Raw genomic sequence first — 18,737 nt, 5'->3', positions numbered from 1 at the left:
TGATGACCTTCTTTATTTGTGGATTTGAATTAAAGTCGTACCATTTTATTCCTTTAAAATTAAAGGATTTCATATAAAAAGTTAAACGCCATACACAAAGATTTAAATGAAGTTGTAATTACGTATTTTTTATGATTAAATATGACAATTATTATGTTAGAATTATAATTAATGTATATATTTGAAAGGAGAAATGTATGAAATTAAGTAAAAACATCGCAATATTATTATGTTCCATTATATTATTGTCTGCTTGTTCCTCATTGACTAAAGAGGAATACATAGATGCGGTTGCAAAAGAACAGGTTGATGTAAGTGAAGGGTTAGAAAAAGGTGATGACAAATCACTTTCAATTGAAGAACGAAAAAAGTATATCGAAAAACGTATTTCCCTTTTGAAAGATTCAAAGAAACTTTCTCCTCCTTCTGAATTTAAGGAGGCACACAAAGAATATGTTAAATTTTTAGACATAGAGATTGAACAACTTGAAAAAGCAAAAAAAAATATTAGTAATAAATCATCTATATTTGATGAATATAGCGAAAAAGACGAAGATAGTTGGAAGAAATATAACGATTCTTTTGAAGAAAAATTAGGCGTTGATACAAGTAAAGAACTCCTTGAGAAAAGGCGCGACTATCTACGAGTTTCAAAAGATGAGTATGTATCAATCTACAAAAAAGAAATTAAGGATTTTCTTAATTGTTTCAAAGATGGAGTAGTTCCTACAAAAGGCGATAATATAGACGATGAAGCTGTAATGGCTCTTGCTGAGAAGGCTAAAGGACATCTCTTAAAAATATCGGCTACAGTCCCGCCTAAGGAGTTAGAAGACGAAGTGAAGATCTTTCATAAAGCTGAAGAAAAATTACGAGAAGCTATTAATAAACTTTATTTCGATCCTGAGCTAGAAAAAAAAGAAACTGCTGGTGATTTTTTATCTCTATATAAAGATGGTTTAAAATTAAATGGTGAATTTATGGATAAATTGTTAGAAAAAAACGACTAAATATTTTATAGACTGTGGTTTAGCAACTACAGTCTTTTTCCGTATTATTTGTGTTAAGGTATCTGAGGGAATGTACTGTGACTGTAGAGGAATTTTGTAGGGCGAGGTTTATTGAAATGATCAAACCTTTTTATAAGGGATTCATATGTATACAAAAAACTCCATTTTGAGTAATCCTTATTCAAAATGGAGTTTTTTGTATAGGTTAACAAATAGAGCTTTGTAATTTCTTTTTAATCAAATTTTATTCCAAATCTACATTATTATTAAGAACTTATACTGAGAATTGCTCCTCGTTTTTCGTATTTAAATCCTGCTTAATCTCATTCTCCTTTGGAATAGTAAGGAAATGAGTTAGAAATGCACCAAAGAAGTACAAGCCAGCAAAGATCCACATCACGCCGCCTACACCTAATGGACCGATGAATGCAGTTACTACTAATGGCCCAACGAATGCTGATAATCCTGAACCTAAATTTAATACAGACATCGCGGCTCCTTTATTTTCAGGAGCTAAAGATGGTACTAAAGCTGTAAGAGGTACATAACCGGCAAGTGTTGCTCCGTAGCAACAGGCAACAAATAATATAGCCCAATAATTATGTCCTACCATTTGTGGTACATAATAGAGTGCAAGAGTTACAATTCCGCAACCGACTCCTCCGAACCATTTAATCGTATTTACCCAACCAAATTTGTCACCAACAATACCAAAAATAATATTAAACACCATATTTACAAAGAATAGAGTGCCCCAAATTTGTAGCCATTCAGTCATCGTAAAATTATATTTCATCATATAAGTAGGCAGGAAAACAACAAATCCAAACTGAGCGGCCGAGTTTATAATTTTAACAATACCACCTATACCAACTTTAGGATTTTCAAATGCGATGGTAATGCCTTTTAGTAATTCACTTGATTTGTTAGAGCTTACGGTTTGTGCTTTAAATTTGTCCTTATTTACAACAATTGAGAATAATCCCCCGACGACAACAAAAATTAAGGCGCTCCATAAAGTAGCGATTTCCCCGATTTTAGGAACCATATAGCTAGAATAGAAGGCTCCGATAACACTAAGTCCAAGCTGGAATACGAACCAGAACCAACCAACTGCTCTTGAAAGCATTTGCTGAGGAGTACTGTAAGATACCCAAACTAGGAAAGAATAAGCAAATAAGGGATAACCAAATCCTCGTAGAGCGTAGCAAAGTAATATAACGGGATAATTCATATGTTGAATTCCTATACCGATGAACCCAATGGAGCCTAAAATGAATGATACTAAACCAAACGTCATTACTTTTCTTGGTCCCCACATTTGTACAAATACCCCCGAAAACCAGGAAGAAGCAGATACAGTAATTCCGTAAATCGTAAACAGAAAAGCAGCGTGTTCTAGTGTTAAGCCATTCTCAACGAGATAAGGGGATAACCATCCTTGTTCTAAACCATCCCCAATCATAAAAACAATAATCCCTATGTATCCCCAAGTTAAATTAGAAGGGATACCAATCTTGTCCATAAATGTTTTGTTTGAACCAATTGCGTTCATTCTCCCACCACCGATAAATTATTTTTGGTTAAGCGCTTAATTACTTTTGATAAAAAAAGTATACGCTTACATTATGAGGTCGTCAATGAAATTTTTTGACAATTTACAACTTTCTTTCATAGGGTGCAATCTATTTGCTTATTGGACACTAAAATGATCGTGAGCATGAACAGAAAGAAATAACTTATAGATGGGAGTTTAATCTTTAGAAGGATTAGTTTTCTTTGTTATATCAGTATTTTAAAAGAGTATTTTTGTAGCTGTTTAGATTATTTGTTTCTTATTATTACTTTGTAGATGCATGGATTACGTTTACTTACGAAATTTGAAATTCGGATGAAAAGAAAAGTATTCAAAAAAATAAAAATGTTTTCAATTTAGAATCAAGTGTGTATAATGAAGAAAAATAGGGAAAGCGCTTAACTGAATTTGATGTGCTAAACCTTATAGACTTCCATTTTGCTTCTTAAATTTAAATAAAGAGGGAGAAATCATATGAATGTTTTAACGATTGGGATTATTGGTGCTGGACGAATTGGGAAACTGCATGTTGATAATTTGCAGCTTATGCCACAAGTAAAAATTAAAGCGGTTTCAGATGTAGTGATTAGTCATCTAGAAAAGTGGGCCGAGGATAAAGGAATTTCCACTCTGACTACAAACTATCAGGATTTATTAGCGGATCCAGAAATTGATGCTGTCTTTATTTGTTCACCAACAAATACACATGCGCAAATTATTAAAGAAGCGGCTCTAGCGAAAAAACATATTTTCTGTGAAAAGCCTGTTAGTTTCTCAGTAGAAGAAACATTAGATGCATTAGAAGTAGTAAAAGAACAAGGAGTATCTCTTCAAGTAGGTTTTAATCGCCGTTTCGATCCTAACTTCAGAAAAGTCTATGATCTTATTCAACAAGGAGAAGTGGGACACCCACATATTTTAAAAATTACGTCTAGAGATCCACAACCGCCAAGTATAGAATATGTTCGTTCTTCAGGTGGATTGTTTATGGATATGATGATTCATGATTTTGATATGGCTAGGTATGTGATGAATAGTGAAGTTGTTGAAGTATTTGCATATGGAACAACATTAATTGATCCATCCATTCAGGAAGTAAATGATGTTGATACAGCAATTGTCACATTGAAATTTGCGAATGGAGCTTTAGGGGTAATTGATAATAGCCGCCAAGCTGTTTATGGATATGACCAGCGTCTTGAGGTGTTTGGTGAAAAAGGAGCGGTCGCTGCTGATAATTGCTGTCCGACAACAGTACAAGTGTCAAAAACAGAAGGTGTTGTAAAAGATAAGCCGCTTTATTTCTTCTTAGAGCGCTATACGCAGGCTTACATTGAAGAAGTAACACAATTTACAAAGTCAATTATAGAAGGACAAGCTGTTATTTGCAGTGGTAATGATGGTTTACAAGCGGAGCGAATTGCGAAGGCCGCGAAAGAATCTTTACTAACAGGAAAACCTGTTCAAATTGAGCATAAACAGCCTGCATTAAATCAATAAAGAGAGCGCTTACTTCTAGAAATTTAAAGAGCAGTGAATCGTATGGTTATAAAAATTTCTGAACCATATCATTTACCTTTACATAAAGCACGGGAGGTAGTAACAATGAATCCACTTATTTTTAAAGAAGATTGTCCATTAGATCTAATTGCAGTTGGACGTTTATGCGTTGATTTAAATGCCAATGAAACACAACGTCCTATGGAAGAAACAAGAACATTTACTAAGTATGTGGGGGGATCTCCTGCGAATATTGCGATTGGTGCGGCGCGTCTTGGCTTACAAACAGGATTTATCGGTAAAGTGTCCGATGATCAAATGGGCCGCTTTATTACAGGATACTTAAAGGATAACAATATTAATACGGATCAGATATGTATTGATTACACTGGTGCAGTGACAGGTTTAGCTTTCACAGAAATTAAAAGCCCTGAAGATTGCAGTATTTTAATGTACCGCGACAATGTCGCAGATTTAAATCTTGATCCAACAGAAGTTTCTGAGGACTATATTAAACAATCAAAAGCTCTCTTAATTTCAGGAACAGCTTTAGCGAAAAGTCCTTCTCGTGAGGCGGTATTTTTAGCGCTAGAATATGCGCGTAAGCATGATGTAGTCGTATTTTTTGATGTTGATTACCGCCCGTATACATGGCAGTCAGAAGCTGAAACGGCTGTGTATTACAATCTAGCGGCTGAAAAATCTGATGTCATTATTGGAACGCGTGAAGAGTTCGATATGATGGAAAAACTATTAAACTATGAACAATCTAATGACCAAATTACGGCTGAAAGATGGTTTTCTCATCATGCGAAAATCGTCGTAATTAAGCACGGCGGGGATGGTTCAATCGCTTATACGAGAGACGGTCAATCACACCGAGGCGGTATCTTTAAAACAAAGGTATTAAAGACGTTTGGTGCTGGTGACTCGTATGCTTCTGCGTTTATTTATGGCCTAATGCAAGGGCTTGAGATTCCTCAAGCGATGCGATTAGGTGGCGCTTCTGCTTCAATCGTTATTTCTAAACATAGCTGTTCTGATGCAATGCCAACAAGGGCAGAGATTTCTGCATTCATGGAAACGGCTGAGGAAATTGTATAGAAACATCATAAATGAGTAATCAAGTAAGGGCGTATCCTATGGACGCTTCTACATTACATAAAAGGGAGAGAATGAATATGACAGTACAAACAGCACAAATTGTAAAAAACTACATTGGCGGCGAATGGGTAGAATCTTCTTCAACGAAGATGGAAGCTGTATATAATCCTGCAACAGGAGAAGTAATCGCTCAAGTACCACTTTCAACAAAATTAGATGTTGAACAAGCTGTACTAGCAGCAAATGAAGCGTTCAAATCTTGGTCTAAAACCGCTGTGCCAAAACGCGCTCGTATTCTATTTAAATATCAACAATTACTAGTAGATAACTGGGAAGAGTTAGCGAAACTTATTACGATTGAAAACGGAAAAAGCTATAGCGAAGCATACGGTGAAGTTCTTCGTGGTATTGAGTGTGTGGAATTTGCCGCGGGTGCCCCTACATTAATGATGGGAAAACAGCTTCCTGATATTGCAACAGGTATTGAGTCTGGTATGTATCGTTACCCAATTGGTGTTATAGGCGGGATTACACCTTTTAACTTCCCTATGATGGTTCCATGCTGGATGTTCCCACTTGCGATTGCTTGCGGTAATACATTTGTATTAAAACCATCAGAGCGTACACCACTTCTAGCAGCAAAATTAGCGGAATTAGCTGAAGAAGCAGGTTTACCAAAAGGTGTATTAAATATCGTAAATGGCGCACACGATGTAGTAAACGGTCTTCTGGAACATAAATTAGTGAAGGCAATTTCATTTGTAGGTTCCCAGCCAGTTGCAGAATATGTATACAAAAAAGGAACAGAAAACTTAAAACGCGTTCAAGCATTAGCGGGTGCGAAAAACCATTCCATTGTATTAAATGATGCGAATCTTGAACTAGCTACAAAGCAAATTATTAGTGCTGCATTTGGTTCAGCTGGTGAGCGTTGTATGGCTGCTTCTGTTGTAACAGTAGAAGAAGAAATTGCAGATCAATTAGTTGAAAGACTAGTAGGAGAAGCAAATAAAATCGTAATCGGCAATGGTCTTGATGAAGATGTATTTTTAGGACCAGTTATTCGTGATAACCATAAAGAGCGCACAATTGGTTACATCGATTCAGGTGTAGAACAGGGCGCTACATTAGTTCGTGATGGACGTGAAGATACAGCTGTAAAAGGAGCTGGCTACTTCGTTGGTCCAACAATTTTTGACCATGTTACAAAAGAAATGAAAATCTGGCAAGATGAGATTTTTGCTCCTGTTTTATCCATTGTTCGTGTGAAATCATTAGATGAAGCAATTGAAATTGCGAATGAGTCTCGCTTTGCAAATGGAGCTTGTATTTATACAGATAGCGGAGCAAGTGTACGTCAATTCCGTGAAACAATTGAATCAGGTATGTTAGGTGTGAATGTTGGGGTACCAGCGCCAATGGCATTCTTCCCGTTCTCTGGTTGGAAAGACTCTTTCTATGGTGACCTTCATGCGAACGGTACGGACGGCGTTGAGTTTTATACTAGAAAGAAAATGCTTACATCTCGTTGGGAAAAGTAATCATTAAGAGAGAAGTAGAATCTCTCTAGTTACTTGTAAGCGAAAGTAACGAAAGTAGTAAAACATACGAAGGAAGTATTAGGAGTCTATCAAATTCCTAATACTCCTTTTTCATATGCAGAATGAATGATAGAGATAGAAAGGAGCAAACAATATGCAAACTGTTAGAATGACGACGGCACAAGCTTTGGTGAAATTTTTGAATCAGCAATACGTAGAGTTTGATGGAGAACAACAAAAATTTATTAAGGGAATCTTTACGATTTTTGGTCATGGAAATGTAGTAGGCCTAGGTCAAGCTTTAGAAGAAGATGCAGGGGAATTAGAAGTATATCAAGGAAGAAATGAACAAGGGATGGCAAATGCTGCGATGGCCTTTGCAAAACAAAAACATAGAAAACAAATTATGGCATGTACTTCTTCTGTTGGTCCTGGATCAGCAAATATGATTACCTCTGCTGCAACTGCTTCTGCAAATAATATTCCCGTTTTACTACTTCCAGGTGATGTATTTGCAACGAGGCAACCTGATCCTGTTCTTCAACAAATTGAACAAACACATGACTTATCTATTTCTACGAATGATGCTTTTCGTGCGGTAAGTAAGTATTGGGACCGGGTGAACCGTCCTGAACAATTGATGACAGCTATGATTCAAGCCATGCGTGTTTTAACGAATCCAGCAGATACAGGAGCTGTAACAATTTGTTTACCACAAGATGTCCAAGGGGAAGCGTGGGATTTTCCAAGTTACTTCTTCCAAAAGCGTGTTCATCGTATTGAACGTCGTCTACCTACAAAAGCCAGTTTAGCGGATGCGGTGGAAATGATTAAGAAAAAGAAAAAGCCAATTATGATTTGTGGTGGTGGTGTAAGGTACGCAGAGGCAGCAGAGGAACTGAAACAGTTTGCTGAAGCATTCCGCATTCCATTTGGAGAAACGCAAGCTGGGAAAAGTGCGATTGAAAGCAGCCATCCATATAATCTTGGCGGCATCGGAGTAACTGGAAATTTAGCAGCTAATACAATTGCAAAGGAAGCGGATCTTGTTATTGGAATCGGGACGAGATTTACTGATTTTACAACGGCATCTAAGCAATTGTTTCAGAATGAAGAGGTTGAGTTTTTAAACATCAACATTTCAGAATTTCATGCGCACAAGCTCGATGCATTGAAGGTGATAGCTGATGCAAAAGAAGCGCTTCTTGCTCTTATAGATGAACTGCAAGCAATTGAGTATCAATCTAGTTACACAGTAGAAATCGCTGATGCAAAAGAGGCTTGGGAAACAGAATTAGCACGTCTACATAATGTTCGCTTTACAGGTCAAGGTTTCATACCAGAAGTCGAAGGTCATTTCGATGAGAATTTAAATGAGTATGTGGACGCACTCGGTACACAATTAACACAGACTGCAGTCATTGGACAAATGAATACATTACTTGATGAAGATGCAATTATTGTTGGTGCGGCAGGAAGTCTTCCAGGTGATTTACAAAGAATGTGGGCAGCAAGAAAACCTAATACATATCACATGGAGTATGGATACTCTTGCATGGGCTATGAAGTTGCAGGTGCACTTGGTGCAAAGCTAGCTGAACCATCGAAGGAAGTATATGCAATGGTAGGGGATGGTAGTTACCAGATGCTTCATTCTGAGCTCGTAACAAGTCTTCAAGAAAACAAAAAAATTAACGTTTTATTGTTTGATAACTCCGGATTCGGCTGCATTAATAACTTACAAATGGGTAATGGAATGGGAAGCTTTGGAACAGAGTTTCGCTACAAAAACCAAGAAACTCGTAAATTAAACGGAGCTATTATGAAAATAGATTTTGCAGCTAGCGCGGCTGGATATGGCGTAAAAACGTATCGTGTTACATCGATAGAACAATTACAGGAAGCGCTTATAGATGCGAAAAAACAAACAGTTTCTACATTGATTGATATTAAAGTATTACCAAAAACAATGACAAATGGATACGATTCATGGTGGCATGTAGGTGTTGCAGAAGTATCTAATAGTCCAAGTGTACAAGCTTCGTATGAGAGTAAAGTAAGTAACTTGCAAAAGGCAAGATCTTATTAGATTAGGACACAAAGAGAGCTATTTATCTACATGCATATTGTTTAGTAAGCTCTCTTTTTAACGAACAGATAGGAGAATTTAGCGAAACTCTATAACATTTTACAAAAAGGAGAGACAAGGGGATGTTCAAAGAAAACACGATTAAACTTGGAATTGCACCAATTGCTTGGACAAATGATGATATGCCGGAGCTAGGAGCAGAAAATACGTTTGAACAATGTATTAGTGAGATGGCACTAGCTGGATTTAATGGAAGTGAAGTAGGGAATAAATATCCGAGAAATACAGTTGTATTGAAAAAATCTTTGGAATTACGAAATCTGGAGATTGCTAGCGCATGGTTTAGTGCGTTCTTGACAACGAGGCCGCTTGAAGAGACAGCACAAGCATTTATTAAGCATAGAGATTTCTTGCATGATATGGGTGCAAAAGTCATCGTTGTTTCAGAGCAAGGACATAGTATTCAAGGTTTAATGGATGTACCGCTATTTCAAAACAAGCCCGTTTTTACAGAAGAAGAGTGGGATAAGCTTGCAAATGGGTTACATCACCTCGGTAAATTAGCTCAGGAAAAGGGGCTACATATTGTATACCATCATCATATGGGTACGGGTGTTCAAACAACGGCAGAAATTGAAAAGTTAATGGAAATGACTGATCCAGAGCTTGTATCTCTGCTTTTTGATACAGGTCATCTTGTTTTTTCCGGAGAAGAGCCACTTTATATTTTGAAAAAATATTTACCTCGTATTAAACATGTGCATTTAAAAGATATTCGTCAGGAAGTAGTAGAAGCTGTAAAGGAAAACGATTTAAGCTTCTTACAGGCAGTGAAGAATGGTGCATTTACAGTTCCCGGAGATGGTGTAATTGTATTTGATGAAGTGTTTACTATCCTTGCTAACTCTGATTATAAGGGTTGGTTTGTAGTAGAAGCAGAGCAAGACCCGGCTTTAGCGAATCCTTTTGAATATGCATTAAAAGCCCGAAAATTTATACAAGAGAAGGCAGGTCTTTAATTTCCGCATGGTGAGATTACATAAGGAGTAAAAAGATGAAACGTTTGTTTTCTATTTAATAAATAATATTGAAACAGGTGAATGTGTAATGCCATTAGTGCAAATGAAGGGTATTTTAATTAAGGCAAATCAAGAGAATTATGGGGTCGGGGCTTTCAGTGTCGCTAATATGGAAATGGTAATGGGTGCTATTAAAGCAGCTGAAGAGTTGCGTTCGCCGCTGATTCTACAAATTGCGGAAGTTCGTTTGAATCATTCGCCGATTCATCTGATTGGTCCTTTGATGGTTGCTGCGGCGAAAAAAGCGACTGTCCCAGTAGCAGTTCACTTTGATCATGGTATGAAGTTTGAAAAGATTAAAGAGACATTAGAAATTGGGTTTAGTTCGGTTATGTTTGATGGCTCTCACTATCCGTTAGAGGAGAATATCCAAAAGACAATAGAAATTGTAGCGCTTGCGAAACAGTACGGAGCGACGGTAGAAGCTGAGATTGGCAGAGTAGGTGGTAGTGAGGACGGATCAGAAGATATTGAAATGTTACTGACAAGCACTACAGAAGCAAAACGATTTGCAGAAGAAACAGACGTTGATGCGTTAGCTGTTGCGATTGGAAATGCGCACGGTATGTACAATGGAGATCCTGATTTACGATTAGACCGCTTGCAGGAGATTAATGAGGTAGTTCGTATTCCTCTCGTATTACATGGTGGTTCTGGCATTAGTCCAGAGGATTTCAAGCAATGTATTCAACATGGTGTTCGTAAAGTTAATGTAGCAACAGCGACATTTCAGAATGTAATTGCTGCGGTTAACGCTGCTGTGGGGAATGCTCCCTATTCAGATTACTTTACATACCATCAAGATGTTATTTATGCCGCATACGAAAATGTTAAAAATCATATGCGAATATTCGGAAGCGAAAACAGAGCGTAACCAGAAAAGCTTTACTCATTAATAATAGAGGAAACTGGGAGTTTAGTTAGCTGACAAAAGTAGAGAATTATAGAGGAGTCATTAAATAACAAGGGGGAGAAGTCATGTTGGGAAAATTAGGTGAATTAAAAGAAGGGTATAATGTATTAACTGAAATGAATGGTCAATGCAATGATATGTTAATGGATATAGGCATATATAAGATGTCTAATGGAAAAGAAGAGCTGTTATTAGATAATAAGAATGAAACAGCAGTTCTTTTATTAGAAGGGACAATACGCTTAGAGTGGGAAGGAAATGTAGAAGTTATTCAAAGAGAGTCTGTTTTTGAAGAAAACCCTTGGTGTTTGCATGTGGCGAAAAATGTAAAGGTTACAATTACTGCTCTTTCAGACAGTGAAGTACTTGTTCAAAAAACGGATAATGACGAAGAATTTGCGTCCAAGTTGTATACTCCAAATGATTGCCAAAGTGTTGTAGCTGGAGAAGGGGTATGGGAGGGAACAGCGCAGCGTGTTATTCGTACAATTTTTGACTATAACAATGCGGCATATTCTAATATGGTAGTAGGAGAAGTTATTTCTTATCCAGGGCGGTGGTCCAGTTATCCGCCACATCATCACGACCAACCAGAGGTATATTATTATCGCTTTAACAAGCCACAGGGATTTGGATGTGCAATGGTTGGTGAGGATGCTTATCGCGTTGTACATAATAGCTTTATTACGATTCCAGGTGAGCTAGACCACCCGCAAGCAACTGCGCCTGGATATGCAATGTATTTTTGTTGGATGATTCGACATCTTGAGAATCATCCATGGAATGATCGTATCATGGAGGAAGACCACAAGTGGTTATTAGAACCAAACGCGAAAATTTGGCCAGAAAAGGAGTAGATGAAAATAAAGGTTCTGGAGCAAAAACGATGTTACTTGCAATCGTTTTTGCTCCAGAACCACCAATTTTTTATATTATTGGAGTAAACTTTATACATCCCAAATGCAAGAAGGGATGCAATATCGTTCACTTCGAAAAACAATTACAGATTATCCGAACTGGAAAGCCCACTACGGTGCGATAGCACCCCTTTTTAGCTGAAGATTTTTATTTCGATTCCTTTCTACCAACCAAAATGGATAGGACGGATAAAAGGATAAGAATACTTGCGCATACAATAGAGTTAATTATATTGCCTGCATTGAACAAGAAGAAAATGAAAAAAATTGCCAAGGCAGCTGCAGCAAACAAGGTACTGGAAATTCAGATTATGAAAAGAGTAAAAATTAAACGATTGAAAAATATATAGATTAAAACCCTCTTTAATTGCAAGCCCCGTATAATAGAGGGCTTTATCTATTTTTCTGTTTGCTTATGGTAATCTGATTATGTGATTGGTGAAGTATCAAAAGTAGGAACGATGGAAGATGAGGGAGACGGTGCTACTAAATACGTCGTAGTTGAGTAACCATCACTAAATGGAAAGAAAGACATTATTGACGTGTTCTTAACAAAAGGGCAAGTATTTAAAACGGGTGAGAAAGTGAAAATTGATATGAAGTATGTAGGCTGGGGCGGAATTTCTATTAAGTGGAACACAGTTGATCATATCGAAAAAGTGCATGAGGTAAAGAACAATAGGGGCCATCTATAGACATGCAGCGACCTCCCTAAAAAAAATTTACATTAATATCCATCTATATGGCCGTTTTTGGACTTATCTCGTACATACCCGTATAAGACTTATGTAACTAACCTCTGAAACTTGGACATACTGATACTAGGGGTAGCACCTTAATTTAAATCACAAAAAGAGAGACTACAACTTCACAATTGTAATCTCTCTTTTATCATTCAGTTTAACTATTTCGGATTATTTAACCCATACTCCACTACTATTGAAGAAGTATCGTTTTCCAGAAATCGTTACCCAGCCTGTTACTTTACTACCTTTATTATCATAGTAATACCAATTGCCGTTCTCAAAATTCCAGCCAGTTTTCACTTCTTCAACTTCAGGTTAATTAATAGTTAGTTTACCTTGCGCTTTCTGTGTGACTCTATTTCCATCGGCATCTGTTAGTTCCACTTGAATAATAGCATTTTTAATCTTTACATCTGGAACGGTCCAAACGCCCTTATAAACTCCTGGATCTACCTCTTCTATTTTATTTTTAGAAGAAGATTGCGCATTCTTTTGAGCAGGGAGCTTCACTTCAAAGTTTGCTTCGCCGCCTATTACATTACTTTGGAAAGATATTTCTACCTTCTCACCTGGGAACACATTTTGGTCAATTGCTGGTTTTAAATCTTTAATGACGGGCTTCTCTTTTATTAGTGAAACGGTAACTGGATCCGATTCTCCGGTCAATTTACCATTTAACATTGAGACTGCTACTAATTTATTTTCACCTTTTGTCATTTTCGTTGGGATTGTAAATTTTCCGTCATCACCAACTTTTGCAGTACCTACCTCTTTATTATTATTCATCAACTTAATCGTTGTTGTCGGTGAGGCAGTCCCTTCTACCATGATGTTTTTGTCTTTGAATACTTCATCATGTTTTGGAGAAGTAATAACAGGAGTTTCTACTTCATAACTTACACGGGCACGAATCATATAGTTACCGTCTTCAACAAATGCTGGATAAAATTCACCGTCAAGATATTGATAGCTTCTCTCCATATATGGGTTACCATTATCAGTTGCTAAACCAAGTGCAATTGGATAATTCAGTGTTTGGATATATACCATATAAAAATCTCCATCAACCTTGATATTGTAATCTCTTAAATCTACTACCGTCCAATCATCTAATACGGCTTCAGCAGTTATCGGTCCAGCAAGTTTCTTACCCGGTAATCCATTGCTTCCAGAAGCATCCCATACTTCCACACTAAATTCCGTTCCAACCGTGTCTGAGTATTTTTTGTTCTTGAAGCGAAACACACCATCTGTGACAATGGCTGATTTCTTATCCTTTGGCAATGACATTTTTACTGCCCATCCAGCTCCACCGCCAAAATACATACTGGCAGCATCAACAATTCCATTGTCATAACCAATTTCGCCACCCGGATACGTGAAAAAAGGCTTAAGATCGATATCTACGTGGCTATCTCCATTAATTGTGATTTTAACATCTTGACTGTGATAGCCACTTTTCATTGCCCTCAATGTATAAGTACCTTCGTAAGCTGTGAGAGTATATCTACCGTCCTTATCCGTCGACACAGGTGCAATATTGGCATCTTCAATAAGGAGTAATGTCACACCTTCGACAGCTTCCCCTGATTTTTCATCCGTAATGACACCACTTACAGTTCCTTTAGGGATTTCTTTCAATGTGAAATCTGCTTGTAGTACTTTATCTTTTTCGAATGTTACTGATTGCTGTTTAGATTGATATCCATAGGCTTCAGCTTGAACTGTATAATTACCGATAGCATGTGCGAGTTTATAAGCGCCGTTTTCAGGGTTTGTGTTAACGTACTGTCTGTTTTCAAGGACACTTACTTTACCTCTTATCGGCAAATCTGAACCCTCATTTGTTTGAACCACTTTTCCTTCCAAAATCCCCAGACCTTCTCTAATAGAGGATACAGCATTGTATGCATTGACTAATCCATACCCGTACCCATCATTCGGTGATTCTGGATATTCCTTATCTGTTAAAGGCGTTGCTGTTTTTATTAAAATTTCTTCTATTTTATCAACTGATAAACTTGCATCAACCTCATATAATAATGCTACAATTGCTGATACAGCGGGGGCCGCCATCGATGTGCCATCCCATCCACTTTCGTAATCACTGCGAGGTATTGATGAACGAATATTTGCTCCAGGCGCTGAAATATCTGGCTTTATTTCACCATATGGTGAAGGGCCGCGTAATGAAAAATCTCCAACTATATCATTACTATCGGTTGCTCCCACCGCAAATGCTTCAGGATAGTTTGCTGGATTGGCGACTGATCCAGGTCCGCCATTATTAGTCATGCTCGTGTTTCCAGCTGAAAATGTGGGAAATATCCCAGCATTTCTCCATTCTTTTACTACATCTCGATACCATTCATCAAGTCCCGGTCCGCCACCCCATGAGTTGTTAACCACATCTGGCGCCATGTCAACTCGAGTATTCCCCTTTGAATCTGTTGGTGCTAAAATCCACTCTGCAGCCGCCAATAAATTCGCATCACTTCCACTAGTCTCTGAGAATGCCTTAACAGCAATCCATTTTGCACCGGGTGCTATTCCTATTTTATTTGATCCATCAGGTTCACTACCGACCATTGTTCCAGTCACATGTGTGCCATGTGCTAAATCATCATATGGCACAGATCGTCCAGCAGTGGCATCAAACCAATTAAAGTCGTGATTAACTTCTCCAGTTGCTGCATTATAGCCTCGATACTTTTCCTTTAATGAGGGATGATCCCATTGAACGCCGGAATCAATACTTGCTACAACTACACCTGTACCGTTGATCCCCTTTTCCCATAAAGCTGGAGCTCCAACTCTTTCAACATTCCACTCTACATTTGCTGGATTTGAATTAAGACTATTCTCTTTAGTTGTTGAAACAAATAATTGTCTTGTTTCGTTTGGTAATACTTTTTCAACTTCAGAAAAGGCTGCTATCTTTTTTGCTACCTCTTTCGTTGCTGTAACAGCCATACCATTGACGATAAAATAGGACTTAAAAGATTCGACATTCCCTCTATGTACTTCTTGTTCAAGATATTTTACAACGCTTTGTTGTTCTTCGTGTGCAGTAGCTTTTAATTCAGAAACAACTGCAGAGCGTTGCATAAACTTTTCTTTATTCGCAGATAGTTTTTCTTTCTTCGCAATATCTTTTGTTTGGTTTATGGCTTTTGTTGTATCTGCTTTTTCTTTAAATTTAATTAAAAAGGTTACTCTGTCATCTTTTTCAAACTTAGCTAGTAAACGATTACTCATCTTTTCTTTCGCAGCAGTTTCAGAATCATTTACATAACGGGATGATCTCTCAATTAATTCAGCATTCGCAAGTCCGGGTGTTAATAATGAAAATACCATAATCAAGGCTGCTACAATACTAAATAATCGCATGTGATGTTGTTTCTTTCTCTTCAATTCGTTTTCCCCCCTCGATTTCTAAATTCTTTGCTTGTCATTTCTTGAAGTTACAGTCTTTGTTTAACCATTATTTTGAAACACAAAGACTAAATTTCCTTTTATCCCTCCTCAATTTTAAAGCTGAATGTTACTATTATAGGTTAAATTGTGATATGTTTCTAGAAAATTATTCTAATAGTTTGAATAATCACTAAAATAAAAAATTATTCAACATCACCCTCCATTTTCCTCACTATTTCGAAAAATTGTTTACTATTTTCCTAACTCAAAGAAGGTTTTGAAGCAGGTCTGGAAAAGGGGCTAGAAAAAAGTAAAGCCCAATTAATTCGTGGTATACATAAGAATGGCATGCCATTAGAAGACATTGCGAAATTCACAGATTTAAGTATAGAAGAAATCCGAAAGATATTATTATAATGCATGCTACTTTAAATAGAACTCTTTAATATTAACTAAATCTAAGTTAGATATAATAACTGTATTTATTTGAATACAAAAGAAGATCTCCTTCAGTAATCTGGGGGGATCTTCTTTTAAGCTCATAAATACAGGTAATGCTGAGAGGTTCTGGTGCAAGAAATCTAGTAAACTTGGACATACTGATACTACTAAACTAAAAAGGACGTGTATCGGTATGAAAACACCAGTAGAATTCAAATGGAAACATTATCAGCCTGATATTATTTTATTAACGGTGAGATGTTACCTACGGTACAGCCTCAGTTTTCGTGATTTGGTGGAAATGATGGAAGAACGCGGACTATCTATTGCTCATACAACCATCATGCTTTCAGAAGTTCATACAGGGACATATGTAGAACCTAGTAAACTACTTTATGGTGAATATCTTGAGAGTGGGTTTAATACGAAGAAGCACAGTGTCGGTATTCAGACAGCAAGAGTACTGAAAGGATACTTAAATAGCCGTATCATTCCTTCTCTAGGAAATATTAAACTAGCCAAGTTAAAACACCATTGCATATGCAAAACTACGTTAATTCACTGCGAGACGAAGGTTTAAAGAGGGGAACAATTGAGAAGATAATCAAAATCATTCGGAACTCTCTTGAACATGCAATAGATTTAGAGTTAATAAGTAAAAATGTTGCAGCTAAAACAAAGTTGCCTAAAGTCGATAAGGAAGAGTTAACCGTGTGGAATGAACAGGAAGTACAGTTGTTTTTAAAAACTGCGCAGGATAGCAGGTATTCCATTGTCTTTCATATGGCTCTTGTGACTGGAATGCGACAAGGTGAATTGCTAGGGTTGCGGTGGAAAGATGTTGATTTAGAAAAGGGACATTTAACTATTAGCCAAACGTTAAGTCACGATGGGAAGACGTTCTAGCTTGGAGGAAAGACAAAATCAAGTTTAAGAAAGATACTACTATTACCTGCATCAACAGTAGTAAAGCTAAAGAAACATAGAGCAGTCGTATTGAAAGAGAAGCTGAGTCAAGGTGAGGAATACCAAGACAATGACTTGGTGATGTGTACTCCTTCTGGAACACCAATTAATCCTGCTAATGTTCGAAGAAGTCTAAACGTTTTGATTCAGAAAGCAGCTGTGCCAAAGATTCGCTTTCATGATTTACGTCATACACATGCAACTCTATTATTGGCTAAAGGTGTGAATGTAAAAGTGATTTCCGAACGACTAGGACATAGTAATATCAAAATCACATTAGACACTTATTCTCATGTACTACCAACGATGCAAGAAGATGTAGTGAATAAAATAGAAGAGATTCTGTAGGGAATGTGACCAATTCTGTGACCATGGGTGTTTTTAAATATAAAAGCAAACAAATAAAAACCGCATCAAACGTTAATTTGACACGGTTTTTAAAACTATGACCCCGGAGAGGCTCGAACTCACGACCTCTACCCTGTCAAGGGAACTTCCCAGTGGACTGTAGAGGTTTGGGATCAGTAAAACTTATATGTATCAAGGCTCTCAAGTTATTATCCTCATTGAGAACCACTTCAATTAGAGTTTCTTACGGAAAATACTAAAGGAGTTTTAATATTTAGTCAACCTTCTTTTACTGCGACCTCCACAGTTTTCGCCCTCATAGATTCTTAACTTCTCAAAACATAAATACAAAAGCCTGAGATGGTAACTCTGTAGTTTACTACCTAGTCTTACTCTCGGTTTCACCGAGGAGGATATCTAGGTAGTTACTTCTCTATTGGCTAGCTCAGTAGTTATTTGTATTTCTTTTTACTGAGCTAGTACTCGTGAGGAGCTTGTAGAGTACGTCCAAAAGTTAGCTTTCTCAGGTGGTATTGATAGGGAAAAATTTGGGGATAAATAGAATAACTATTTATGAAAACTAAGAGGGGGAATATAAAATGTTTAAGTGGTTTAAGAAGTGGGTTAACGGGCACGATAATCTAGATCAGGCTGCTATTGAGTTTTATATCGGTGACGATAGAGTCGTTCTCATAGGTGCTGATGCAATGAACTTTATAGCTCACTTTAATAAGAAATACAAAACTCTATATGTTGAAAATAAATTAACTGGGATGAATATACGATTTAGAGTATATCATGTAAGTACCTACAAGAGAACAACTTATAAAGTAGCAACTGGGAGATAGGAAACTAATGGATATTATGGAGATAGTAATGAACAAGTGGTTTGCTGGCTCGGTGGCATTCTTGGCAGTAGCCATAGGGAATTGGTTCTTCCTATGGAGCGATGTACCTAAAAAGAAGTGAGGCATCCAGCTCAGGGGGAAGAAAATAAATAGGTATCACCTAAACACTGTTTGTATCTAAGCAGTGTTTTTTCTATGGAGTTAGACTAAGGAAGGTGACTACATAGTCCATCTCTTTTGCG

At 37.2% G+C, this 18,737-nt stretch carries 13 protein-coding genes and 4 pseudogenes; 14 read left to right on the top strand and 3 right to left on the bottom strand.

Annotated features, from left to right (window positions below; all coding sequences use genetic code 11):
* Window positions 1-197: 197 nt before the first annotated feature.
* Entirely contained in the window at window positions 198-1,010 is an 813-nt protein-coding gene (locus ABH955_RS20600) for a hypothetical protein (protein ID WP_404491589.1), read from the top strand.
* A 274-nt stretch (window positions 1,011-1,284) separates the two neighbouring features.
* On the opposite strand, the gene ABH955_RS20595 is transcribed toward ABH955_RS20600, so the two are convergent.
* A complete protein-coding gene (locus ABH955_RS20595; protein ID WP_404491588.1) occupies window positions 1,285-2,565 on the bottom strand; it encodes an MFS transporter in 1,281 nt (426 codons plus the stop codon).
* A gap of 495 nt (window positions 2,566-3,060) precedes the next feature.
* Here ABH955_RS20595 and iolG point away from each other — a divergent pair, with 495 nt between their 5' ends.
* From iolG to ABH955_RS20550, 9 genes and pseudogenes are all read left to right on the top strand, one after another.
* Window positions 3,061-4,086, top strand: coding sequence for an inositol 2-dehydrogenase (gene iolG, locus ABH955_RS20590; RefSeq protein ID WP_001101870.1), 1,026 nt, complete (start codon window positions 3,061-3,063; stop codon window positions 4,084-4,086).
* 105 nt (window positions 4,087-4,191) lie between these two features.
* A complete protein-coding gene (gene iolC, locus ABH955_RS20585) occupies window positions 4,192-5,190 on the top strand; it encodes a 5-dehydro-2-deoxygluconokinase (RefSeq protein ID WP_404491587.1) in 999 nt (332 codons plus the stop codon).
* A 77-nt stretch (window positions 5,191-5,267) separates the two neighbouring features.
* Window positions 5,268-6,731: a CoA-acylating methylmalonate-semialdehyde dehydrogenase gene (locus ABH955_RS20580; RefSeq protein ID WP_404491586.1), complete on the top strand. Its 1,464-nt coding sequence runs from the start codon at window positions 5,268-5,270 to the stop codon at window positions 6,729-6,731.
* Between the two features lie 154 nt (window positions 6,732-6,885).
* A complete protein-coding gene (iolD, locus tag ABH955_RS20575; RefSeq protein WP_404491585.1) occupies window positions 6,886-8,820 on the top strand; it encodes a 3D-(3,5/4)-trihydroxycyclohexane-1,2-dione acylhydrolase (decyclizing) in 1,935 nt (644 codons plus the stop codon).
* Window positions 8,821-8,942: 122 nt separating this feature from the next.
* A complete protein-coding gene (iolE, locus tag ABH955_RS20570; protein WP_404491584.1) occupies window positions 8,943-9,839 on the top strand; it encodes a myo-inosose-2 dehydratase in 897 nt (298 codons plus the stop codon).
* An 88-nt stretch (window positions 9,840-9,927) separates the two neighbouring features.
* Window positions 9,928-10,773 (top strand): class II fructose-bisphosphate aldolase, encoded by an 846-nt coding sequence (locus ABH955_RS20565; protein ID WP_404491582.1) that lies wholly within the window; start codon window positions 9,928-9,930, stop codon window positions 10,771-10,773.
* A 104-nt stretch (window positions 10,774-10,877) separates the two neighbouring features.
* Entirely contained in the window at window positions 10,878-11,669 is a 792-nt protein-coding gene (locus tag ABH955_RS20560; protein WP_097833355.1) for a 5-deoxy-glucuronate isomerase, read from the top strand.
* The gene (locus ABH955_RS20555) at window positions 11,624-11,854 is read left to right on the top strand and encodes a hypothetical protein (protein WP_404491614.1); all 231 of its coding nucleotides are present in this window, start codon (window positions 11,624-11,626) and stop codon (window positions 11,852-11,854) included. The genes ABH955_RS20560 and ABH955_RS20555 overlap by 46 nt, the downstream gene beginning before the upstream one ends.
* Window positions 11,855-12,154: 300 nt before the next feature.
* Window positions 12,155-12,424: pseudogene (locus ABH955_RS20550) on the top strand (hypothetical protein); the annotation flags it as partial.
* Between the two features lie 219 nt (window positions 12,425-12,643).
* Here the strand turns inward: ABH955_RS20550 and ABH955_RS20545 are convergent.
* Together ABH955_RS20545 and ABH955_RS20540 are read right to left on the bottom strand one after the other, a co-directional pair.
* On the bottom strand, window positions 12,644-12,775 hold the full coding sequence (locus ABH955_RS20545; RefSeq protein WP_098791603.1) for a hypothetical protein: 132 nt from the start codon (window positions 12,773-12,775) through the stop codon (window positions 12,644-12,646).
* A 15-nt stretch (window positions 12,776-12,790) separates the two neighbouring features.
* The gene (locus ABH955_RS20540) at window positions 12,791-15,889 is read right to left on the bottom strand and encodes a S8 family serine peptidase (protein WP_404491581.1); all 3,099 of its coding nucleotides are present in this window, start codon (window positions 15,887-15,889) and stop codon (window positions 12,791-12,793) included.
* Between the two features lie 282 nt (window positions 15,890-16,171).
* Between ABH955_RS20540 and ABH955_RS20535 the strand changes: the two are divergent.
* From ABH955_RS20535 to ABH955_RS20520, 4 genes and pseudogenes are all read left to right on the top strand, one after another.
* Window positions 16,172-16,309, top strand: a pseudogene (locus tag ABH955_RS20535) (Rpn family recombination-promoting nuclease/putative transposase); the annotation flags it as partial.
* Between the two features lie 217 nt (window positions 16,310-16,526).
* A pseudogene (locus tag ABH955_RS20530) lies at window positions 16,527-16,679 on the top strand (IS6 family transposase); the annotation flags it as partial.
* Window positions 16,671-17,647: pseudogene (locus ABH955_RS20525) on the top strand (tyrosine-type recombinase/integrase); the annotation flags it as partial. The pseudogenes ABH955_RS20530 and ABH955_RS20525, both read left to right, overlap by 9 nt.
* A gap of 599 nt (window positions 17,648-18,246) precedes the next feature.
* Window positions 18,247-18,495 (top strand): polyprotein, encoded by a 249-nt coding sequence (locus tag ABH955_RS20520; protein WP_404491580.1) that lies wholly within the window; start codon window positions 18,247-18,249, stop codon window positions 18,493-18,495.
* The last annotated feature ends 242 nt before the right edge of the window (window positions 18,496-18,737 follow it).

This window comes from Bacillus sp. RC240 (assembly GCF_044907945.1).
Taxonomy (GTDB): Bacteria; Bacillota; Bacilli; order Bacillales; family Bacillaceae_G; genus Bacillus_A; species Bacillus_A mycoides.
This window is presented reverse-complemented; position numbering and strand designations above follow the sequence as displayed.